18 protein-coding genes are annotated in these 20,728 nt (G+C 60.1%); 14 read left to right on the forward strand and 4 right to left on the reverse strand.

Going from position 1 to position 20,728, the window contains the following annotated elements; genetic code table 11:
* Positions 1-2: 2 nt before the first annotated feature.
* Positions 3-419, forward strand: a complete 417-nt coding sequence (locus tag HUK73_RS23640; RefSeq protein WP_176594213.1) for a DoxX family protein — start codon at positions 3-5, stop codon at positions 417-419.
* Between the two features lie 106 nt (positions 420-525).
* On the opposite strand, the gene HUK73_RS23645 is transcribed toward HUK73_RS23640, so the two are convergent.
* From HUK73_RS23645 to HUK73_RS23655, 3 genes are all read right to left on the reverse strand, one after another.
* On the reverse strand, positions 526-1,584 hold the full coding sequence (locus HUK73_RS23645) for a TonB-dependent receptor (protein ID WP_176594214.1): 1,059 nt from the start codon (positions 1,582-1,584) through the stop codon (positions 526-528).
* A gap of 66 nt (positions 1,585-1,650) precedes the next feature.
* Positions 1,651-2,943, reverse strand: coding sequence for a TonB-dependent receptor (locus HUK73_RS23650; RefSeq protein WP_218036700.1), 1,293 nt, complete (start codon positions 2,941-2,943; stop codon positions 1,651-1,653).
* A gap of 145 nt (positions 2,944-3,088) precedes the next feature.
* Positions 3,089-3,910, reverse strand: a complete 822-nt coding sequence (locus tag HUK73_RS23655) for an SDR family NAD(P)-dependent oxidoreductase (RefSeq protein ID WP_218036701.1) — start codon at positions 3,908-3,910, stop codon at positions 3,089-3,091.
* A 553-nt stretch (positions 3,911-4,463) separates the two neighbouring features.
* Here HUK73_RS23655 and HUK73_RS23660 point away from each other — a divergent pair.
* The 5 genes from HUK73_RS23660 (at position 4,464) to HUK73_RS23680 (ending at position 10,366) form a co-directional block, all read left to right on the forward strand.
* Positions 4,464-5,405, forward strand: a complete 942-nt coding sequence (locus HUK73_RS23660) for an amidohydrolase family protein (protein WP_176594216.1) — start codon at positions 4,464-4,466, stop codon at positions 5,403-5,405.
* A 21-nt stretch (positions 5,406-5,426) separates the two neighbouring features.
* Positions 5,427-6,680, forward strand: a complete 1,254-nt coding sequence (locus tag HUK73_RS23665) for an FAD-dependent monooxygenase (RefSeq protein ID WP_176594217.1) — start codon at positions 5,427-5,429, stop codon at positions 6,678-6,680.
* A 137-nt stretch (positions 6,681-6,817) separates the two neighbouring features.
* A complete protein-coding gene (locus HUK73_RS23670) occupies positions 6,818-9,136 on the forward strand; it encodes a TonB-dependent receptor (protein WP_176594218.1) in 2,319 nt (772 codons plus the stop codon).
* Positions 9,137-9,191: 55 nt separating this feature from the next.
* Positions 9,192-9,635, forward strand: coding sequence for a nuclear transport factor 2 family protein (locus HUK73_RS23675; protein WP_176594219.1), 444 nt, complete (start codon positions 9,192-9,194; stop codon positions 9,633-9,635).
* Positions 9,629-10,366 carry an SDR family NAD(P)-dependent oxidoreductase gene (locus tag HUK73_RS23680; RefSeq protein WP_176594220.1) on the forward strand — a complete coding sequence of 246 codons (738 nt, stop codon included), beginning with the start codon at positions 9,629-9,631 and terminating at the stop codon, positions 10,364-10,366. Before HUK73_RS23675 ends, HUK73_RS23680 begins: the two co-directional genes overlap by 7 nt.
* Positions 10,367-10,639: 273 nt before the next feature.
* Here the strand turns inward: HUK73_RS23680 and HUK73_RS23685 are convergent, their stop codons facing one another.
* Positions 10,640-11,761, reverse strand: coding sequence for an aromatic ring-hydroxylating dioxygenase subunit alpha (locus HUK73_RS23685; protein ID WP_176594221.1), 1,122 nt, complete (start codon positions 11,759-11,761; stop codon positions 10,640-10,642).
* 238 nt (positions 11,762-11,999) lie between these two features.
* Here HUK73_RS23685 and HUK73_RS23690 point away from each other — a divergent pair, with 238 nt between their 5' ends.
* The 8 genes from HUK73_RS23690 to HUK73_RS23725 all read left to right on the forward strand — a co-directional run bounded on the left by HUK73_RS23690 (position 12,000) and on the right by HUK73_RS23725 (position 20,726).
* Positions 12,000-13,010 (forward strand): NADP-dependent oxidoreductase, encoded by a 1,011-nt coding sequence (locus HUK73_RS23690; protein ID WP_176594222.1) that lies wholly within the window; start codon positions 12,000-12,002, stop codon positions 13,008-13,010.
* A gap of 58 nt (positions 13,011-13,068) precedes the next feature.
* Positions 13,069-13,995, forward strand: a complete 927-nt coding sequence (locus HUK73_RS23695; RefSeq protein ID WP_369805603.1) for a 3-keto-5-aminohexanoate cleavage protein — start codon at positions 13,069-13,071, stop codon at positions 13,993-13,995.
* On the forward strand, positions 13,982-15,130 hold the full coding sequence (locus tag HUK73_RS23700; RefSeq protein ID WP_176594224.1) for a VOC family protein: 1,149 nt from the start codon (positions 13,982-13,984) through the stop codon (positions 15,128-15,130). Before HUK73_RS23695 ends, HUK73_RS23700 begins: the two co-directional genes overlap by 14 nt.
* Position 15,131: 1 nt before the next feature.
* A complete protein-coding gene (locus HUK73_RS23705) occupies positions 15,132-16,385 on the forward strand; it encodes an acyl-CoA dehydrogenase family protein (RefSeq protein ID WP_176594225.1) in 1,254 nt (417 codons plus the stop codon).
* Positions 16,386-16,732: 347 nt separating this feature from the next.
* Positions 16,733-16,879, forward strand: a complete 147-nt coding sequence (locus HUK73_RS23710; RefSeq protein ID WP_176593311.1) for a hypothetical protein — start codon at positions 16,733-16,735, stop codon at positions 16,877-16,879.
* A 174-nt stretch (positions 16,880-17,053) separates the two neighbouring features.
* Positions 17,054-17,824 (forward strand): TetR/AcrR family transcriptional regulator, encoded by a 771-nt coding sequence (locus tag HUK73_RS23715; RefSeq protein WP_176594226.1) that lies wholly within the window; start codon positions 17,054-17,056, stop codon positions 17,822-17,824.
* A 90-nt stretch (positions 17,825-17,914) separates the two neighbouring features.
* Positions 17,915-18,892 carry a fumarylacetoacetate hydrolase family protein gene (locus HUK73_RS23720; RefSeq protein ID WP_176594227.1) on the forward strand — a complete coding sequence of 326 codons (978 nt, stop codon included), beginning with the start codon at positions 17,915-17,917 and terminating at the stop codon, positions 18,890-18,892.
* 94 nt (positions 18,893-18,986) lie between these two features.
* The gene (locus HUK73_RS23725) at positions 18,987-20,726 is read left to right on the forward strand and encodes an FAD-dependent monooxygenase (protein WP_255326521.1); all 1,740 of its coding nucleotides are present in this window, start codon (positions 18,987-18,989) and stop codon (positions 20,724-20,726) included.
* Positions 20,727-20,728 lie beyond the last annotated feature (2 nt).

The raw sequence follows: 20,728 nt of genomic DNA on the forward strand, positions 1-20,728 counted from the left end.
ACATGATGTCAAACCGTTACCTTCCCTTTATCGGGCGCCTGCTCATCGGGCTGCCCTTTGCAATGAGCGGATTGAGCAAGCTCGGTGCTGTTGGGCCGACCACCGGCATGATCGCCGCAGTCGGACTGCCATTCCCTTATCTGGCCTTGGCGGTCGCCGTTGCCGTCGAACTGGGCGGTGGCCTGCTGCTGGTCGCTGGTTATCGGGTGAAGCCTGTCGCCATCGTCATGGCGGTCTTTTCGCTTGCAACGGCTTTCTCGTTCCACAGCAACTTTGCCGACCAGAACCAGATGATCCACTTCCTCAAGAACGTGATGATGGCGGGCGGGCTTTTGCAGATCGCGGCGTTCGGTGCCGGTGCAATCAGCCTCGACAATCGCATCAGGCGCGCGCGCACGGCGGCCACTATCGCGGTGTGAATGGCAGGAAAAGCGGATAATCGGAGCATAGAGCTTCATAGACGGTCCGCTTTTCCTCCTTGGAGGCACTTGTCTTCATCCCGGTTTTGAGTTCAGCATTGCCCGCCTACATTTTCCATCCGAAGCGAACGCCATAGGTACGCGGCTGGCCGCCATAGGCAACCCAGGCGAAATTGCGTGCCTTGGTTTCCGCATAGACCACGTTAAACAGGTTGCGGGCATAAAGCGAGGCTGACCAATTGCCTTTGGTTAAGGTGAGATTGGCATCGGTGAGACCATAGGCATCCTGTCCCAACCCTGGCGTGTTGGTGAAGTCGGTCGAGAAATGGGAACGCCAATCATAGGAGACACGCAGCGATAAAGTGGCATCAAGGGTTGGTAGATCCCGCGTGTAGGTCCCGGCGAGATAGATCGTCCATTTAGGAATCTTCGCGCTTGCAAGGGTTGTGGGATTAGAGACGCCGGGTACCGGGACATCAAAGGAGCGGTACTTGGCATCGATATAGCCGATATTGGCGTTGAACTCCAACGCGGCATCCGGTTTGATTGTGATTTCGCTCTCGATGCCGCGCATGCGGGCGTTGGCGGCGTTTAGCAATGTCTGTATGATGGTGCTGCCCGGTGCCGTCAACACTTGCTGGATATTGTGATAATCCGTTTGATAGAGGCTGACATTCAGCCGCATCTTTCGTTCGAACAGGTCGGTCTTTGCACCCAGTTCATAGGATTTCACAGTTTCCGGGTTGGCGGGACCGGCCCCGATGCCGGTGGCATCATTGGTGCGCGGATTAAAGTTGCCGCTGCGGAAGCCCTGGGTATAGCTGGCGAAGAATAGGATCTGCTCGGCGGGTGTCCAGGTCAGTACCATACGCGGTGAAAAATTGTGCCAGTGCTTTGAGGAACTGAGCGATCGAACGGCACAGTTGCTAAAGGTGCCATCGGTGCAGGGAGCGAGCGGTATATAGTCGATGCTCTTTTTCTCACTGCTATAGCGTCCGCCCAGTGACAGTGTGAGTTGCCTGTTGATCCGCCAGTCCAGATTGGTGAAGCCGGCGATGGCATGGGTTCGCTGAAAGAAGCTCCCTTGGACGAACTGGTCAAGGAGTGGCTGGCCGGAAGGTCCGGCCGTATGGCGCTTCTCCGTCACCTGGATGTCTGATTGCATCCAATATATGCCGCTGGTGAGATCTAGACTGTCTAGAATCTTGACATTATAGCGTGACTCGATCGACTATTCGGTGTTGCGTTCGATATTGTCAGGCAGGACAAAGCCGGTAAATGGCGTCCCGGCCAGGTTGGTGGTGCTGTCATAACGCAGGTGACGCCAGCCAGCGACCGTTGTCAGGACGCCGGGTCCGATATCGTTGGTCAGCTCGGCGACGACATGGCCTTCTCGAAGCCGCAAATAGCCGACATCCCCTAAATTGGTGTCGTAGCCGGTGGTCGTCGGTATATAACCGAAATCGGTGACCGATTGGGTCGATGGTAATCCAGGCGGAGGTGCCAAGTTACGCGGAATCGCGCCGTCATCGTTAAAGCGCTGATATTGCGTGAAGAGGGTCAGATTGGTGCCGTCGGATATCTTGAACAGGAATGTCGGCTTGATCGTCAACTCATCGGCATCGCCGACATGACCCGTTAAATGATTGCTCGGCGTACCGGTTGGATTGGCAAGGGCTGGCGTGAAGATTCCGGCATTGCTGTTGCGATACATGCCGGTGTTGGAGCGGTAGAGGATTGCAATCTTGCCCAGTATGTCGGGCGTGCCGAGCGGTCCTTCGACACTCGCATTCGCGCGGACTTCATTGAAATTGCCATAGCCAAGATCGAACCGCAGTCCGAACATGTCGGAAGGTCGGCGGGTCCGCAGCACGATCGCGCCGCCGGACGCATTGCGGCCGAACAGAGCGCCCTGTGGTCCCCGCAATATCTCGATCGATTCAAGATCAAATGTGGGAACGATTGCGCCGGCCTGATAGGCGAACACCATGCCGTCCTGAACGATATTGATGGCAGGATCGACGCTGCGTATCGACGAGGTGATCCCGATCCCGCGAATGGAAAAGTTCGGGAAACCGGGGAAGGTGCCGACAGCTGTGGTCTGTACATTGGGGGCGAGTGCGCCAATATCCTGTATGCTGAGACTATTGGTCGCGGCCAGCATCTGCCGGTCGATGGCCGTAATGGCCATGGGAACCTTTTGCGCGCTTTCCCCGGTCGCGTGGCGCTGCGCGTATACGATGATTTCAGCGATGCCTTGCGGCAGTGCCTCGGGCTCGTTCTCGGTTGAAGAAAGCGGGGTGGCCAGCGTTATTTGGGCATGGGCGACCTGGCTGGTAGCGACAAGCAACGCGAAAATATATGTGATCCCCGCAGTACGGATACTCCCCATAGGCCTTCTCCCCCAAGGCGCACGCCGCATCGTGTCGTCAACGCATAAAACATATCTGTTATCTTTGGGTTTTTGAACCTCGCTACATTGGCCGGAAGCGATACAGCGCCGCCGGCTGTTCCCGCACCGCATCTGACGACCAGGAGAGGTTGGCGCCCTGCCGCACGCTTCGCATAATGCTCTCTCCCGCGCGCCTTCCTGTCCGGAGCGCGGGAGGAATTCTATGCCTTACTGCTGCAAGATCAAATCTTCTTTTGCACAGCTTGCAATTTTCGCGTCAGGCCATCAGCCCGCCGCAGATCGCGAGATCGGCGCCCATCGTGTAAGAGGCCGCATCCGAGGCAAGATAGAGCGCCGCCTCAGCGATCTCCTGTACCGTACCGAGTCGCTGCGCTGGGGGCCATTTGCTGATCTGGGCGAGATAGTCAGGGTCGTTGGAGCCCAGCATGGGCGTGTCGATGAGGCCCGGCAGCAAGACATTGACGCGGATATTGCTCGATGCCAGGTCGATGGCCGCGCATTTGCTCATGCCTCTGACGGCCCATTTCGAACCAGCATAAGCGAACATGCCGGGGTAGCCGCGTGCGCCAGCACCTGATGCGGTGTTGACGATGGCTCCGCCGCCATTGGCCAGCATCGCCCCTTCCACCGCTTTCATTCCCAGAAAAACGCCAAGGACGTTGACCCGGAAATGAAAATCCATGAGCGCGGCGTCGGTTTCCTGGAAGGACAAAGGCCGATAGACGCCGGCATTGTTGATGAGAATATCGATCTTGCCGAACGTCGCCAGGGTCTTCTCAACGAGCGCCGACCAGCTTGCCCCTTCCGCGACATCGAGCGAGAAGGGGAGGGCAGTTTCGCCGATTGTTGCCGCAACCGCGGCGGCTCCCTCGGCGTTAAGGTCTGCAACGACCACTTTCGCGCCTTCGGCAGCGAAAAGCTTCGCTTCGGCCGCGCCTTGACCGCTTGCTGCTCCGGTGATGATCGCAACTTTTCCGTCCAGCCGTCCCATATATCCTTCCTTCCATCTTTCCGTGAACTGCCGGAAGGAAAATGGGCGGACAACCGGGCCGTGGCTGCCCGCCCCCGCGACATCCATGCCGCGTCCCGCATCCTCTCCGGCAGATGGTCCTGGCGATCCGCTCAGACAAGTCGACCGTCCCATAATGCTTTACGGTCGTCAAGGATAAATTCTGGAATTTATGACTTTACAGACGTAAAGGTTAGTGTAGCTTTCATGGCAGGCGAACGGATCTGCTCGGCCGATTCGCTGATAAACCGGTCCTGCCGGATGAGGAGCTGACAGGAGAGTGTATGCCGGCTGCAACGAGAGCATGGTCGCCGCACCCGATGGGTGTTCGTGTCCGGGCAAATGCGGCTTCCCCTTTCATGCCGCCGCGCGGCTGGCGATCTTGCTCTGGTGACAGTCTTCCCGATTGCGATCATCCACCCTGTCTGTTGGCCGTCTGTCCAGATACGATCCGAAGCGGGGGTGAGGGCCGGTCATGGATAAAGGGGATGATGCCAGCTTTGCAATGGACCGCCGCCAATTCTCGGCGGGGATCGCGGCAATCGGACTGGGAACTGCAACCGGCTGGACTGGCGAAGACGAAGCGGGTGCCAGGCCTTTAACGAGAGAAGGAAAAAACAGAATGAGCGGCGGCAAGATTGACACGCATCAGCATTATTTCCCGCAAGTCTATGTCGACGCGGTCGGTCTCGACCGGCTGGCGGCGCAGATGCCCAACAAGAAGGCGCCTGAATGGTCGCCGGAGCGTGCGATCACCATGATGGATGAAAACGGGATTGCCGAAGGCATTATTTCGGTTTCCTCCGGCCCTGCCATTCCGGATGCGCCCGTCCTGCTGCGCAGATGTAACGACGCCGGCACGGAATTGCGCCAGCGTTATCCCGGCCGTTTCGGTCTTTTCGCCAGCCTGCCCTTGCCCGATGTGGATGCGAGTCTGAAGGAGGTCGCTCATTGCCTCGATACGCTCAAGGTCGACGGCTTCATCATCTTCACCAGCTATGATGGTGCGTATCTGGGCGATGAGCGGTTCGTGCCGCTGTTTGATGAGCTGGATCGGCGTGGTGCGGTCGTCTTCATTCATCCCAATGAACCGGCCTACGCCATTCCCAATGTGGCGCCGGCTTCGGTGCTGGAATTCCCGTTCGAAACCACCCGCACGGCAACCAGCCTGATCATCTCGGGCGCGATTCAGCGCTACAGGCGTATCCGTTTCATCCTGTCCCATGCGGGCGGAACATTGCCCTATCTGGTGCCGCGCATTTCGCTCTCGATCTCGATGATGCCGGGGGTGGCCGAGCGGGTAGGCGACGTGGCTGCGGCCTTCCGCGCATTTTATTATGACACGGCGCTTTCGGCCGGCGTTTCGACGTTGACGGCCCTCTCCCTGATCGCTGATCCCGACCATATCCTGTTCGGCACGGATTTCCCGATGGCGCCCCTCAGCGCGATCACGCATTTCGGCAGCGAACTGGAACGGGCCGATATCACTGGCTTCGATCGCGGACAGGTCTATCGCGGCAATGCGGCCAGGCTCCTCGGCCGGGCCGGGGCTGCGGCCGGCTGAGCGCGGAACAGGGCACGGAACATGTCTCCGCCGATCATCATCGCGGGTGCGGGCATCGGCGGCTTGAGCGCGGCGCTCGCGCTCGCGCAGCAGGGCCTTCAATGCCATCTGGTGGAGCGCGCGCCGGAAATTACAGAGGTCGGTGCCGGTCTGCAATTGGGCCCCAACGGATTCCGGGCCTTTGAGCGCCTCGGGATTGAACGGGAAATGGACGCTGTCAGTTTCCGGCCAGATGCGATCCGGCTGATCGACAGTATCGATGGCGCCGAACTCTCCCGGCAGACTCTGGGCGAGGTATTTGAACGTCGTTTCGGGCATCCCTACCGTGTCGGCTATCGGGCCGATGTCCAGTCGGTATTGCTGGAAGCCGTTCGTCGACATGCCGACCGGATCACGATTACGCTGGGCGATGCGGTGCGGGCGATAGCCGATCACGGCGATGCCGTGACGGTGACGCTTGAGAGCGGGCGAAAGATCGGTGGTGCTGGTCTGATCGGTGCCGACGGGCTCTGGTCGCAGGTGCGTGAGCATTTGTTCGGCGCGGCTCCACCACGATCGAGCGGGCATATTGCCTATCGGGCGGTGTTGCCGGTGGAACGGTTGCCGATCGATCTTGCGACGAATGACGTCCAGCTCTGGATCGGGCCGGGACACCATCTCGTCTGTTACAAGATGCGCGGGGGCGCCATCTTTAACATCGTCGCGATCATCCATGGCGCACGGGACGTCCGGGGCTGGGACATGGTGGGTGATTCTGCCGAGTTGCGGAGCGGCTTTGCCGACGCCTGCGAACCGGTTCAACGGATCATTTCCCTTGTCGAACAAGGCCGCATCTGGGCGCTGAGTGACCGCGATCCCACGCCCGGCTGGTCGCGAGGGCGCATAACGCTGCTGGGCGACGCGGCGCATCCGATGCTGCCCTATCTCGCCCAGGGAGCATGCATGGCCGTCGAAGACGCGGTCAGCCTCGCCGATGCCGTTGCCGCTGATCCTCACAATTTGTCTGCCGCTTTTGGGGCCTATGAAGCGGGACGGTTCGCCCGCACAGCCAGCGTTCAACGTGCCGCGCGCGAAACAGGCATGATCAATCATGCTTCAGGGATTGAGCGGGAGCGCCGTAACGCCTTTCTCGCGACCCGTCGGGACGACGATTATGAAGCGATTGCCTGGCTATTTGGTAGCGACGGGCCACGGCCCGGTAATTCGCCCGATGCCGAGATTGGTATTTTCGGGCGGCATCGCGGCGAGGATCACGGTAGCAGGAAGGTGCAATGATCGCTTTGCGGCACAGGTGATAATTAAACTATCAAAGTGTAAAGTATTTTATTGACGGGCTGCTCAGAAATAGAGAAAATAAGAATATAAAGATCAGAGTCGCTAAAAACTGAATCGCAAAAAATTGGGAGGAATAGATGAAACGTGCCGTAATTCGCGCGTCGCTTCTGGTTGCGTCTTCGATATACTCAATATCGGTGCAGGCGCAGGCTGATAATAATGGCGCAAATAGAGACGGTGACATCATCGTTACTGCGCAGAAGCGCAGCGAGCGCTTGCAGGACGTTCCTCTTTCAATCACTGCCGTAACCGGTGACCAGCTTGGCAAGCAGGGCATTTCGAGCGCCGCTGACCTTGAGAAGATCGCACCGGGCTTTACCTATCGCCAGAGCCAGAACGGTACGCCCGTCTTTGCGATCCGTGGCATTGGCTTCTACAGCGAGCAGGTTGCGAACGCACCGACGGTTACCATCTACACCGACCAGATTCCGCTGCCTTACGCCCGCATGGCTGAAGGGGCGGCCCTCGATGTCGAGCGGGTCGAAGTCCTCAAGGGGCCGCAGGGCACGCTTTTTGGCCAGAACTCCACGGGCGGCGCGATCAACTATGTCGCGGCAAAACCCACCGATCATTTTACAGGCGGCTTCAGTCTGACCTATGGCCGCTTCAACCAGTTCGATGCGGAGGGCTATGTCAGTGGTCCGATCGCAGAGGGTCTGACGTTCCGCCTCGCCGCGCGTCATGAAAGCCGTGACGACTGGCAGAAGAGCAGCACGCGGGACGACAAGAGCGGTCAACATAATTTCACGGTGGGCCGTCTGCTCGTCGATTGGGAGCCGTCCGACCGGTTGCACGTCGAACTCAATATCAACGGCTGGCGGGACCGTTCGGACACGCAGCAGAGCCAGGCACGTGGCTATCTGCCGGTGTCGGAAACGCCGCCCGCGACGCCACAGACCATTGCGACGAACGCCGCGCTTACGGCCTATCCCTACATCACCAGCAACGACAACCGTCTGGCGGATTGGGACCCTGGGCGCGACTATCGCCGCGACGACGAATTTTATCAGGTCGCGGCGAATATCCGCTACGATGTCTCGGATGAGATCCGGCTGATCTCTATCTCATCCTATTCGCATCTGAAGAGCTTCGCACCGATCGACGTCGACGGCACGGATCACCATGCGCTGTTCCTGACCCAGGACGGGTTGATCAAGACCTTCACCCAGGAGCTTCGCCTGGAAGGCGATATGGGCCGGTTCAAATGGGTGTTTGGCGGCAATTACGAGCATCATACCGCCAACGAATTGCAGCGAACCGACCTCAGGGGGTCGAACTCGCAGCTCGTCTTCGGTCCCGGCGTGGCTGTGCAGTTCGACGGCCTTGACCTTTATAATGACCAGAAGATCAATGCTAAGGCGGTTTTCGGCAATGTCGACTTCAAGCTGACCGACCAGCTCAGCGTCCAGGGCGGCATCCGCTATGCGAAGGAAGATCGCGACTTCAAAGGCTGCCTCGCCGATAATGGCACGCCGACCGGTTTTGGCGCCGTCCTCGGCTTGCCGCTGACCGCGCCCAACCGCTGCGTGACTTTCCTGCCATCGGGCGCGCCGGGTCAGGTTGTTACCTCGCTCAATCAGGATAATGTGTCCTGGCGGGTCAGCCTCAACTACAAGCCCAGCAGCGATGCCTTGCTCTATGCCAACGTCACAAAGGGCTACAAGTCGGGCGGCTTCGGCACATTGCCCGCGGTCAGCTACCAGCAGTTGCAGCCGGTGACGCAGGAATCCGTCCTCGCCTATGAGGCTGGTTTCAAGTTCAGCCTTTTCGATCGGGTCCTCGACCTGTCGGGTGCGGCCTTCTACGATGATTATCGTGACAAGCAGACACAAGGATCGGTCATCGTCCCGCCGTTCGGCAACCTGCCCTATCTCGTCAACGTCCCCAAGTCGCGGATCTACGGTTTCGAACTCGATGCAACATTGCGCCCGGTCACCGGATTGCGCATTACCGCGGGCGGCACCTATCTCAACACCCGCGTGAAAAGTCCGGCTCCGGTTGCCAGCCCGTTCGGAGAACCGGTCGATGCAGGCGGCGAGCGGCTGCCCAATGCGCCCAAATGGCAGATCCAGGGTGACGCGGAATATGATTTCGCGATCAATAAGGATCTCTCAGCCTTCCTCGGCGGTTCAATCTCCTTCCGCACGTCCAGCGATGCTGCGCTCGGAGCACGCACTGGGCCTGCGGGATCGGAGGACTGGTTCAAGATCGATGGCTATACGCTTCTCGACCTGCGCGCCGGTCTCGAGTTCGGGAACGGTTATAGGGTGCAGATCTGGGGCAAGAATGTCACCAACAAGGGATATTGGAACAATGTCGTCCACATCTATGACACATATGCCCGTATCACTGGCCAGCCTGCTACCTATGGCGTAACAGTTTCTGCCAAGTTCTGATCAGTGGGTATCTGGCCCTTTTGCAAAGGGCAGGCCAAAGCGTGGGAAACTCATCATGACTGATACTGCCGTCAAAATCGATAATGTCGCGATCGCTCGCGACTATTTCCGGCTCCTTGATGCCAAGAGTCCGGATATGCTTTCGCTGTTCACGCCTGATTTCGAATTCTACTATCCCAAATATGGACGGGGTGGCGGCGCCGAGCAGCTTATGGACGTTGTCGTGGGACTTTCTGCCCGTGTTGAAACGATGGAGCATGATGTCTCCGATTATCTTTTCGTGGCTGAAGGCGATCATGTTGTGGTCGAAGGGACTACACGCGGGGTCCTCAGCAATGGCGACAAATGGGCAGCAGGCGAAACGCCGTGTGGGCGCTTTTGCAACGTCTTTACATTTCGCGACGGCAAGATTGCCCGTGTCGCCGTTTATCTTGACCCGGACTATCTGAACGAGGCCGAGAGCGCATTTCTTTGGGGCCGGGAGGGTAGGCAATGGTGAAGGGACGTCTGGACGGCAAGGTCGCATTGATCACCGGTGGCGCGCGCGGCATCGGCAGAGCCACCGCGGAACTGTTCGCCGATGAAGGTGCCCAGGTCGAAATTGCCGACATCAGCATGGCTGAACCGGCATTCGATCATCCCGCCATTCATCATTCCGCTCATGATATTGCCAGCGAAGAAGCATGGGCCGATCTTGTTGATGCGATCGTGGCGCGGCACGGACGGATTGACATTCTGGTCAATAATGCAGCGATCGGCGGGTCGACCCTACCCCTTGCGGAAGAGCGGCTGGCTGACTGGAATCGGGCGCTGGAAGTCAATCTGACCGGGGTGATGCTGGGCATGAAGGCGGTTCTTCCGCTGATGCGGGCGCGTCGGGCCGGTTCGATTGTCAATTTTTCCTCCATATGGGGAAACAGCGCGGTAGCCGCGATGGCTGCCTATCACGCTACAAAAGGCGCGGTTCGCACGCTCACCAAACATGCGGCGGTCACATATGCACCCGACAATGTTCGCGTGAATTCCGTTCATCCCGGGATCACCGCTACAGTGCCGGTAGTCGTCGACCAGCCGGCTGAGGCAACGGCTGCGATCATCGCGGCGACGCCGCTTGGCCGCATGGCGCAGCCGATCGAGATTGCGCGTGCCGTCCTCTTCCTGGCGAGCGACGATGCAAGCTTTGTCACAGGGTCTGAATTAATCGTCGATGGCGGTTATCTTGCCCAATAGTGCGTATATTGGTTTCGGTTGGAAGGGACCTCATGGCTGAAACCCATATGGCGATGGCGCGGACTCGTACCCGGAGGACCGCGCCTCGTTTTGCGTTTCAAACGATCTTGATTTGTCCGAGACGGGGGATTGTCGGTGAGCGCACTTAATCCGGATTATTTGTTCGTCTTCATTCTGGCGGGCTTTGTAGGTTTTCAACTGAGCGGCGTTTCATGGGATGGATCGAGAATTCGACCATCGCTCCGTCATCGCTCCTGGCCCATCCAGTGTGGATCAAGTCTCGGGCAGTTCGCGGGGGAACGCGACCGGGGCTTGTTGTTGCTTCCGCCCGCTACGGAAATCGTCGAGCAGACGACGGGCACGCACTGCGCCCTCATCTGAAGCCAGCATGAGCGGACGCATGGCGGCGAAGGACTGGCCACGCATATTCTGTTGGACCTGTTCGATCATCGGCCGGTCCTCGTTGACGAAGGCATGTTCGATTGGTCCGCGGATCATGGTGTCCAAAGTCGTATCGGCCAGCGAGAAGTCGCGGCAGGCAGCCCAGAGATAATGCGTCGATATTTCGGTTTCCGGCGTCAGGATATGGGCGCCGAACACCGTGATGCCAGCGCTGCGGTCGACACCGGCCGGCGCGACGCCGACATCGAGCCACATGGTCGAGGGCGCGTCCCAGCGCATGTTCAGCCAATGATCGACCCGACCCCGATAATCGTTGAACAGGGCGGACCAGACCGGCGCCGCGATCCCGTCGGGGCACCATCGGTTGGAGAAGAGCGTAGTGCTCTCCTGCAGCACCTGATGCTTGCCGTCCTTGATGGCGTCGCTGCCTATGCCGCCCTCATGGATGTAGGCGACGTGCGTGAGGTCCATGAGATTGTCGGTGATCAGCTCGAAATGGGCCCGGGTGAGCAATCTTCCACGGATTGTCTTGTGGTCCGGATGCTCGAGCAGGGAGAAATCCGGGATCAGGGTGACATCAGCCCGTTGCTCGTCCCCAAGCCATATCCACAAAAGTGAATGTCGTTCGACCAACGGGTATCGACGCAATTGTGCCACGCGCGGGACGGGGCCGTGCGGATTGCCGACGCAGCGCCCGGAGGCGTCGAACTCCAGCCCATGATAGGGGCATTGCAGGCGTTGTCCCGCAAGCCAGCGGCCCTGGCCCAAGGAGGCGAACCGGTGCGGGCAAATACCGGAAAGCGCGGATGCTTCACCATCATCCTGTCGCACCAGAATGATGGCCTCGTCACAGACTGTGATGGCAAAGGGTGTGTCGCTCACTTCCTCGCTCCACGCCGCGGCATGCCAGCTGTTGCGCAGGAAAGTGGAGTTGTCCGGAATGGCAGATGATGGGTCACCAGCTGGTGGACGGTGATCGATCCGGGTTGCCATGGGTGCGCTCTCCCTATTCGACTCTTTTGGTCTCCGTCTGTCATTTGTGCCTTGCCGGGTGAGTTGTCAACGTTTACTTTACGATCGTAAAGCCAATGCGAATCGCATGGAGGCTTGCCCGGTCCGCAGTGATGGGCGTCAAATTGCAAATCTGCAGCCATTAAACTTGACGACCGTAAAGATTATAAACTACAAGATGGCCCGGTAAGCGGAATGTGAGTGATCGCTGGAGAGAGATATGACCGGTGGTGAGAATCGTCAGATATGGTTGCAGTCGCGTCCGAACGGGATACCGCGGGCTTCGGATTTCGGGCTTCGGACGGCGCCGATCCCGACGCTGAAGGAGGGGCAGTTTCTGGTCCGCAATGCCTATTTGTCGGTTGACCCGGCGATGCGGGGTTGGATAGCGGACAAGAGCACTTATTGGCCGCGGCTGGAGGTGGGCGACACGATGCGCGCCTATTCGGTCGGCGAGGTGATCGAGAGCCGCAATCCGCGCTATGTGCCGGGTGAGAAGGTGATGGGGATTTTCGGCTGGCAGGACTATGCCGCCGTCGACGAACCCGCCGTCTATTACAAGGTTCAGGATAATGGCCTTCCGCTTTCGCTCTGGCTGGGCGTGCTGGGGCTTAATGGCCTGACCGGCTATTTCGGAATGACCGAAGTTTGCCAGCCCAAGCCCGGCGAGACGGTCGTGGTGTCGACGGCCGCCGGCTCGGTTGGTTCGGCCGCCGGGCAGGTCGCCAGGATCAAGGGCGCCCGGGTCGTCGGCATCACCGGCGGGGCGGAGAAGGTTCAGCAATGCCTTGATGAGTTCGGCTATGACGCGGTGATCGACTATAAGGCAGAGCCCGACATCGATGCCGCGCTGAAGGCTGCATGTCCTGACGGCATCGACGCCTATTTCGACAATACTTCAGGCGCCATTCACGACGCCGTGCTGCGCCAGATCAACCTGCATGCGCGCATCGCGATCTGCGGCACCGCTTCCTTCGCGAGTTGGGACCCCTGGCCCGAAGGGCCGCGCCCGGAGCGCCATCTGCTCGTCAAGCGCGCGACCATGCGCGGTTTCCTGACGCCTGACTTCGAGGATAAATATGGGCGGGCGCTCACTGACCTTGTGACCTGGATTCAGGAGGGCAAGCTCAACTATCGCGAGGATATGCTGGAAGGCATGGAGGCCGCGCCGGGGTCGATCGAGACGCTCTATAGCGGCGCCAACAGCGGCAAGCTCGTCATCCGCCTGTAAAGGCGACAGTCAATGGAACGGACCCGCGCCCATGGGTCCGCCGAGAGGATCAAGACCCGTGTCCAAAGTCATCATCAGCTGCGCCGTGACTGGCTCTGTCCATACCCCGACGATGAGCCCGCATTTGCCGATCACGCCTGACCAGATCGCGACCGCTTCGATCGAGGCCGTCGAGGCGGGCGCCTCGGTGCTCCATCTCCATGCCCGCGATCCCCAGAATGGACGACCGAGCCCGGACCCCAGGCTGTTCATGGAGTTTCTGCCGCGCATCAAGCAGGCGACCGACGCGGTGGTCAACATCACCACCGGAGGCGGGCAGGGCATGTCGCTTGACGACCGTCTGGCGGCGGCACTCACGGCATCGCCAGAGCTTGCCTCGCTCAACATGGGATCGATGAACTTTGGTCTGTTTCCGGCGCTGGGCCGATACCAGACCTTCCAGCATGACTGGGAGCCGGCCTATCTGGAGGGCTCGCGCGACTGGATCTTCCGCAACACCTTCGCCGATATCGAGGCGATCCTGTCGCGACTGGGGCAGGGCCATGGCACCAAGTTCGAGTTCGAATGCTATGATGTCAGCCATCTCTATACCCTGGCCCATTTTCTCGACCGCAAGCTGGTGACGCCGCCGCTGTTCGTCCAGTCGATCTTCGGCGTGCTGGGCGGGCAGGGTGCGGACACCGAGAATCTGCTCCATGCCAAGCGCATCGCCGACAAGCTGTTCGGTAGCGATTATCGCTGGTCGGTGATGGCCACCGGCCGTCACCAGCTGCCCTTCACCACCATGGCGGCGCTCAACGGCGCCAATGTCCGGGTCGGTCTGGAGGACAGCCTCTATGCCGGCAAGGGCAGGCTCGCCCAGTCCAATGCCGAGCAGGTTCGCATCATTCGCTCCGTCCTTGAGCAACTCTCGCTCGAAATCGCGACCCCGGCCGAAACACGCGCCATCCTCGGCCTCAAGGGAGGTGATAATGTCGCTTTCTGAACTCACCCATAATCCGGGGCCGCTCAACCAGAATTATATCGCCCCCCAACCACCGCAAAATCACCAGATCATCGCGCGGCCCGACCCCATCATCAAGGCCGATGCCATGGCCTTCGTGCGCTTCGCACGCAAGGAGCCTGATCTCATGGAGCGGTTCCTGGCCGACTTCGGTCTTGTCCGCTGCGCTGTCCAGACCGGCACCCGGTTCTATCGCGGCGCTGGTGGCGCTGCCTATCTCGTTGCTGTCGAGGAAGGCGAGGAGGACGCATTTCTGGGTTTTGGCGTCACGGTGGCCCAGTCGGACGATCTGGATCGCCTCGCTGCGGCGACGGGCGCCACGGTTACTGAGCTTGACACGCCGGGCGGGGGTCGGGGATTGCGTCTGACCGATCCCGATGGTCTCGCGGTCGATGTCGTGCACGGCGTTGTCGAGGTGGAGCCGCTTGACCGGCCCGAAGACGCTCCCCTTGTCAACACGCCGTTCAGCAAGGTTCGGGTCAATCAGGGTGTGCGTCGCGCGCTTCGTCCCTCGCCGATTTTCCGGCTGGGTCATGTATTGATGCAGCGGCCGGACTTCGACCGCGCGATCCAATGGTATATGCGCCATGTCGGCATTATTCCAACCGATGTCCAGCTTCTGGAGGATGGCAGCCCTGCGCTGGCCTTCTGCCGGCTTGATCGCGGATCGGAACCTGCCGATCATCATAGCATCGGAATCCTCGGGGGGCTTGCGGCAGGCCTGCTCCATGTGTCGTTCGAGACCCTCGACATCGACTCCGTGGGGCAGGGGCATCAATATCTCAAGGCGCGCGGCTGGTCGCATTTCTGGGGTATGGGCCGCCACAATTTCGGGAGCCAGGTCTTCGACTATTGGAAGGACCCGGCGGGTGACGAATGGGAGCATTATGCCGATGGCGATGTGATGGATGCGTCACATCCGACCGGCTATTATGGCCTGGGACGCGGCACGCTCTGGCAGTGGGGCGACGACTTGCCGCTTTCGATGCGGCCTGATTTGCCGCTGGAAGCCTTGCCGGACCTCCATGCGCAGGGCGCTTTTGGCGATCTGCCGCTAGAACGGGTGCGCGCCTTTTTCGAGGCGATGCAAAAGCCCGCCCGTCCGTGGATGCGCTGACATGGCGCGCGCATCAGAGAGCCTGGCGGCGCAGGGTTGGGTTGTTCCGCGTCGGACGCTTGTACCGGCACTGGACGGGCTTTTGCCGGATGAAACCCTGGCCGTTCGGACGCAGGCACGGGATTTTGCCGACCGCGTGCTGGCGCCGCTGGCCCATCAGCTCAACACGACGCCGGAACGGCGGGACGGTTTCCGCCGCGATGTGTTCGATGCGATCGCTGGCGCTGGCCTTTATGCCGTGCCCTTCGCGCCGGATATAGGCGGACGGGGCCTTGCTTCCCCGACGCTGGCGACCATCACCGTGCTGGAGGAGCTTGCCTATTATACGCCGGGCGTGGCCTCGGCCATGTATGACGCACAGATATTGCTGGCCGGCAAGGTGCTGGACATGGCAGGCGGGCGCTTGCGCGAAACCTATCTGCCGCAGATCGTGCGCGGAGAGATCGTCGCCAGCTTCGCCACAAGTGAGCCGGAGGCCAGCACCGACCTGTCGCTTGCCTCGATCCAGACGCTGGCCGAGCCGGTCGAGGGTGGCTGGCGCGTCAATGGCCGCAAGCGCTGGATCACCAATTCGCCGGCGGCGGATCGCATCCTGCTTTTGTGTCGGACGGGGGAGGGGCTTTCGATCCTGCTTGCCGACATGCGGGCTCCGGGGGTCAGCGTCGGTGATCCGGACCTCAAAATGGGCAATCACGCCCAGCTGACGGCGGATATCGAATTCCGTGATGTGTTCGTGCCCGCCGACCATGTCGTCGGTGCGGTCGGCGGGGGGCTGCGCGCGGCGCTCGGTGCGCTGGCGCTTGGCCGCATCGGGATCGGCGTGGTGGGCGTGGCGATGGCGCAGCGCGCGCTCGATATCGCGGCGGCCTATACCAGCGAACGGACGGTCTATGGCAAAGCGATCGCGGCCAATCAATATTGGCAATATCGCTTTGCCGAGCACGCCACCGAGATCGAGGCGGCCCGGGCACTGTGTCAGCGCGCCGCGCAACTGGTCGACCAGACCGGCGATGCCGGGGCGTTGGCGGCCATGGCCAAGGTCAAGGGTAGTGCTCTTGCCGTCGATGTGGCGCGCGACGCGGTCCAGGCGTGCGGCGGCTATGGTTTCGTGCGCGAACTGGCGGGGGCCAATCAGCATTGGCCGCTCGAAGCCCTCTACCGCGATGCCAAGGTCGGGGAAATCTACGAAGGCGCCAACGAGGTTCAGAAATGGATCATCGCCCGGCATATCTTCGGTCGAAATATCACGGGGTAAGAAATGGTGCGCAAGTTTCAACATGGATTCTGCCATGTCTTATCGGTTATCGGCGCGCCCGGGGAATCGCCTTGCTTAACCCCAAATTGTCGGCAGAGGAGGGGCTTGGTCTCGGCCTGATCACGCGCGTGGTCGATGACGAACGGCTGGAAACCACTGTAGGTGAACTGACACAAAATTTATCAGCAGCCTCTCTTCGAGCGCTGGGCCGCCCGCGCAGACTGATTGGTGAAGGGATTGCCGCCTTTCTCGACAGACGCCGACCGAATTTCGCTTAGTGGATTGCAGAGAAGACTGGGGAAGAATTGTGGCTGCGAAGATCGCTGTCATCAAGGAGCTTGCCGAGGGTGAGCGCCGCGTTTCCGGCACGCTGTCCCAGGCCAAGGCCTTCATCATGGAACAAGGACCAGAATGCGCCGGTGCTGGATGAGGAAATCGGCAATGCCATCCGCGTGACGCAGGGCGGAAAGGTGGTGAGCGAACGGTTGCTCTGATCACGGGACATGAATGTCCCGCTCTTTGCGGTCTGCGCAGCACGACAGTCAAAAATGGTGAGAGAAAGGAGTGATACATGGAACGGCGGCAGATCGAATCATCCTCCGGCAATTGTCAGGATAACAGGCTCAGCCGGTCTGTAATGGGTTCAAACCATTAACTTGCGCATGGCCATGCGGAAAAAGCGCTCGATCACAACATGGGACGCGGCTGGCGCGCGGGAAGGTATGCAGTCCGTCGCTGTTGCCGAAGCGCGCGCCGGGTCCGTTGATGCGGCTGAAACAAGCAGAGATGCCAAGGGCAAATCGGGCCGGAAACGTCGCGAACAGCAACGGGCGATTGATACCAAGCGCATGATCTTGGGCGCGGCATTGACGGAATTTGCGCATGTCGGTTTTGAAGCGGCCAGCATCCGTACCATTGCTGAAATGACTGGCCTTCAACACCCGCTCATCACCTATCACTACCGGACCAAGGAAGCTCTTTGGAAAGCCGTGGCGGAGGACGCGTTCGCGACAATCCGGCGCTTGTGGGATGAACGCACCCAGGGTCAGGAGAACATGCCGCCTCTTGAGCGGTTGCAAGTCGAATATTCGGCGTTTTTACGTTTCTCCATTGTCCATCCCGATTTTCATCATTTCATGTTGCGTGAAAGCCGACCGGGTAATCCGCGACTTCCCTGGCTGGTCAGAACCATCCTTCGGCCTATGATGCAGCGCGTCCTTCCGGACATCGAAGCCGCGCAGGCTGCAGGCCAACTGCCTTCCGGCAGGCCGGCGCTCGTACATTATATGATGATTGGTATGGTCCTGGTCCTATCCTCACTCAAGGACGAGATTCGGGAAAGCATCGGCCTGGCAGCCGACGATCCCCGGACCGTCGATTCCTATCTATCGATCATCAATGCCACTGTCTTTCATCCGCAGGATTCCAATGTAAATTAAACTTGACGATCGTAAAGATTTAAGTGACATTTGGTTCATCAGAAAGCCGGTCGGCCATTGCCCGCCGACTCGCGCAGGCAGGAGAGATATATGGGCCAGTTGATCGTCCGTTACCGGCAGGGAAATGAAATTCGGTGGGGCAGGCTCACCGGTGCGGCGCCGCTCAGTGCTGCCGATAGTGTGACGCTTGCGCCGCTGATTGTAGACGTCCAGACGACCGCGGCATTTCTGGCGGCGCATTCGGCCAGGACGCTGGAGGAAGAAGAAGTAATCGAGATCAGCGGTGATCAGTTGCTCAGTCCGGTTACGTCTGATGGTTCGATTTATGCGCAAGGCCTCAATTATAAGGAGCACGCTGCCGAGGCGCAGCACGCCAAGCGGACCTCCAATCTGATCTTCGGCAAGGCAAGTTCGACGCTCACCGGCCCCTATGGTGAGATCGTCCGGCCGGCCGAAGTCGAATTGCTCGATTATGAAGTCGAGTTCGGCATCCTGTTGCGTCGCGACCTGGGCGAGGGCGATGTGGTGACGGAGGAGATGATCGGCGATGCGGTTGCCGGTGTGGTCCTTTGCAACGATGTGTCGGCGCGCGATACCATGTTTGGAACCAGTTTCCTGCAATGGTTCCGTGGCAAGAGTTATCGGACTTTCTGTCCGACTGGACCGGTCCTCTGGCTGCTCGATCCCGCTGAGGTTGCCGAGGCGCTGCGTCATCTCGACATCCAGCTCTGGGTGAACGGCGAACTGCGTCAGTCGGCATCGTCTGATCAACTGATCTTTCGTCCGGCAGAGACACTCAGCTATATTGCCTCAAGCATGGATATGAAGCGCGGTGACCTGTTGTTGACGGGAACGCCCGGAGGCGTCACGGCGCCGGCGACGCTCCGGATGGTCGAGATACTCAAGGAAAATCTGCTGGCGGACGAGGCCCGGCGCGACGCGCTGAGGATCGAGATGACCAAAGGACGCCCCTTTCTCCAGCCGGGCGATATCGTCACTGCAACGCTGGCGGACAATCGTGGGCTGGCGTTGGTCGGCATCGCCAATCGGATCGTCGATGCGCGCTAGCGGCGAACCTGAATGCGGTCATCTGTCCGAGAAAGGCGGGTGCCGCAACCAGGCGGAAATCGGCCGAATGAGAGGATATGTTGGGAGGCCATGAATGTCGAAGATTGTTGAAACCGATGTGCTCGTGGTCGGCGCAGGTCCGGCAGGTGCCGCAACCTCCGTATTTCTTGGCAAGCAGGGAATCCGGACCCTGATGATTTCGCGCCATGGCGGAACGGCGGAAACGCCCCGTGCGCACATCACCAATCAGCGCGCGATGGAAGCCTTGCGCGATGCCGGTCTTGAGCAGCAATGTATGCAGCTCGGTTCGCCCGGCGCGCATATCGAACATAGTTTCTGGCTGCGCAGCATGGCGGGGGAAGAACTGGCCAGAACCTGGTCGTGGGGCAATGATCCTCACCGCAGCGGTGACTATGCCGCAGCAAGTCCATGCCGGATGAGCGATCTGCCGCAAACCCGGCTTGAGCCCATATTGGTGACGGAAGCGGCGCATATCGGTGTCGATGTCCGTTTCGGCTGGGAGTTGCAGTCGTTTGACCAAGATGATGATGGTGTGACCGCCATCATCGTGGAGCGACTGAGCGGGCAGGCCGTTACCGTGAAGGCGCGCTATATGGTCGGTGCCGACGGCGCGCGCAGCCGTATCGTCGAGCAGCTCGGCTTGCCCCTGATCGGTCAGCACGGTCTGGGTAATGTGTTCAATGTTCTGTGCGACGTTGACCTTTCGGCCTATGTCGAGCATCGCCATGGCTCGCTCTACAGCGTCATTCAGCCGGGCAGCTCCTATTGGGCGCCTGTCGCGGTCTTCCGCATGGTCAAGCCCTGGAACCAGTGGCTGGTTGGCCTCATCGTCCCCCAGGCGGCCGGCAAGCCCGAACCGACCGAGGAGGATTTCGAACAGCGCATTCGGGAATCGATCGGCAATGACAGCCTTCCGATCAAGATTCTCTCGACATCCATGTGGACGATCAACGACATTTATGCCGAACGCTATGCCCAGGGGCGGGTCTTCTGCATGGGTGATGCCGTCCATCGGCATCCACCGACGAACGGCCTTGGGTCGAATACCTGTATTCAGGACGCTTTCAACCTCGCCTGGAAGCTGGCTCTGGTCGTGCAGGGCAAGGCGGCTTCTTCGCTGCTCGACAGCTATGAGGCCGAGCGCCAGCCGGTGGGCAAGCAGATCGTGGCGCGCGCCAACAAGAGCTTCCTCCAGAACAACCGGGTCTGGGACCTGCTGGGCGGCGGCACGCGCACGGTCATGGGCCCCAAAGAGCATGCGGCTGTATTCGATACGCCTGAAGGTCGCGCGACGCTGCGCGCCGAAGTGGATCGGATGAAATATGAGTATCACGCTCATGGTGTGGAGATGGCGCGCGCCTATGAATCGGGCGCGGTTCTTCCCGATGGCAGCCCGGAGCCGGTGATCGATGGCGACCCCGAACTCGTCTATCGGCCCAGCACCAGACCGGGTGCCGTGGTGCCGCATGTCTGGCTGACCCGCCGGACACCGGGGACGAAAATCTCCACGCTCGACGTGGCGGGCAAAGGCCGCTTCATGCTGTTCACCGGTCCGGGAGGCGAAGCATGGCGGGAAGCCGCACGCGAAACCTCTGTCGCAACGGGTGTGGAGATTGGCGTGACGTCGATCGGTCCCTTCTGCGACTATGAAGACCCCTATGGATGGTGGGCGCAATATGCCGGCACCGACGAGAATGGCGCCGTCCTTGTGCGGCCCGATCATATCGTCGCCTGGCGCCGTGCCGACGCGAGCGGTGACCTTGCTGCGGCGCTTTCTGGGGCGATGCAGTCGATCCTCGGCCTTGCCGGTTGAAT

Origin of the sequence: Sphingobium sp. EM0848, from assembly GCF_013375555.1 — a bacterium.
In the GTDB taxonomy this organism is placed as follows: Bacteria; Pseudomonadota; Alphaproteobacteria; order Sphingomonadales; family Sphingomonadaceae; genus Sphingobium.

Coding starts and splice junctions, on each gene's coding strand:
- HUK73_RS23720 (WP_176594227.1), top strand. CDS start 17,915: ATGGGCCAGTTGATCGTCCGTTACCGGCAGGGAAATGAAATTCGGTGG.
- HUK73_RS23680 (WP_176594220.1), top strand. CDS start 9,629: ATGGTGAAGGGACGTCTGGACGGCAAGGTCGCATTGATCACCGGTGGC.
- HUK73_RS23715 (WP_176594226.1), top strand. CDS start 17,054: ATGCGGAAAAAGCGCTCGATCACAACATGGGACGCGGCTGGCGCGCGG.
- HUK73_RS23690 (WP_176594222.1), top strand. CDS start 12,000: ATGACCGGTGGTGAGAATCGTCAGATATGGTTGCAGTCGCGTCCGAAC.
- HUK73_RS23670 (WP_176594218.1), top strand. CDS start 6,818: ATGAAACGTGCCGTAATTCGCGCGTCGCTTCTGGTTGCGTCTTCGATA.
- HUK73_RS23685 (WP_176594221.1), bottom strand. CDS start 11,761: ATGGCAACCCGGATCGATCACCGTCCACCAGCTGGTGACCCATCATCT.
- HUK73_RS23660 (WP_176594216.1), top strand. CDS start 4,464: ATGAGCGGCGGCAAGATTGACACGCATCAGCATTATTTCCCGCAAGTC.
- HUK73_RS23675 (WP_176594219.1), top strand. CDS start 9,192: ATGACTGATACTGCCGTCAAAATCGATAATGTCGCGATCGCTCGCGAC.
- HUK73_RS23665 (WP_176594217.1), top strand. CDS start 5,427: ATGTCTCCGCCGATCATCATCGCGGGTGCGGGCATCGGCGGCTTGAGC.
- HUK73_RS23640 (WP_176594213.1), top strand. CDS start 3: ATGATGTCAAACCGTTACCTTCCCTTTATCGGGCGCCTGCTCATCGGG.
- HUK73_RS23655 (WP_218036701.1), bottom strand. CDS start 3,910: ATGGATGTCGCGGGGGCGGGCAGCCACGGCCCGGTTGTCCGCCCATTT.
- HUK73_RS23705 (WP_176594225.1), top strand. CDS start 15,132: ATGGCGCGCGCATCAGAGAGCCTGGCGGCGCAGGGTTGGGTTGTTCCG.
- HUK73_RS23650 (WP_218036700.1), bottom strand. CDS start 2,943: ATGCGGTGCGGGAACAGCCGGCGGCGCTGTATCGCTTCCGGCCAATGT.
- HUK73_RS23700 (WP_176594224.1), top strand. CDS start 13,982: ATGTCGCTTTCTGAACTCACCCATAATCCGGGGCCGCTCAACCAGAAT.
- HUK73_RS23645 (WP_176594214.1), bottom strand. CDS start 1,584: ATGCAATCAGACATCCAGGTGACGGAGAAGCGCCATACGGCCGGACCT.
- HUK73_RS23725 (WP_255326521.1), top strand. CDS start 18,987: ATGTCGAAGATTGTTGAAACCGATGTGCTCGTGGTCGGCGCAGGTCCG.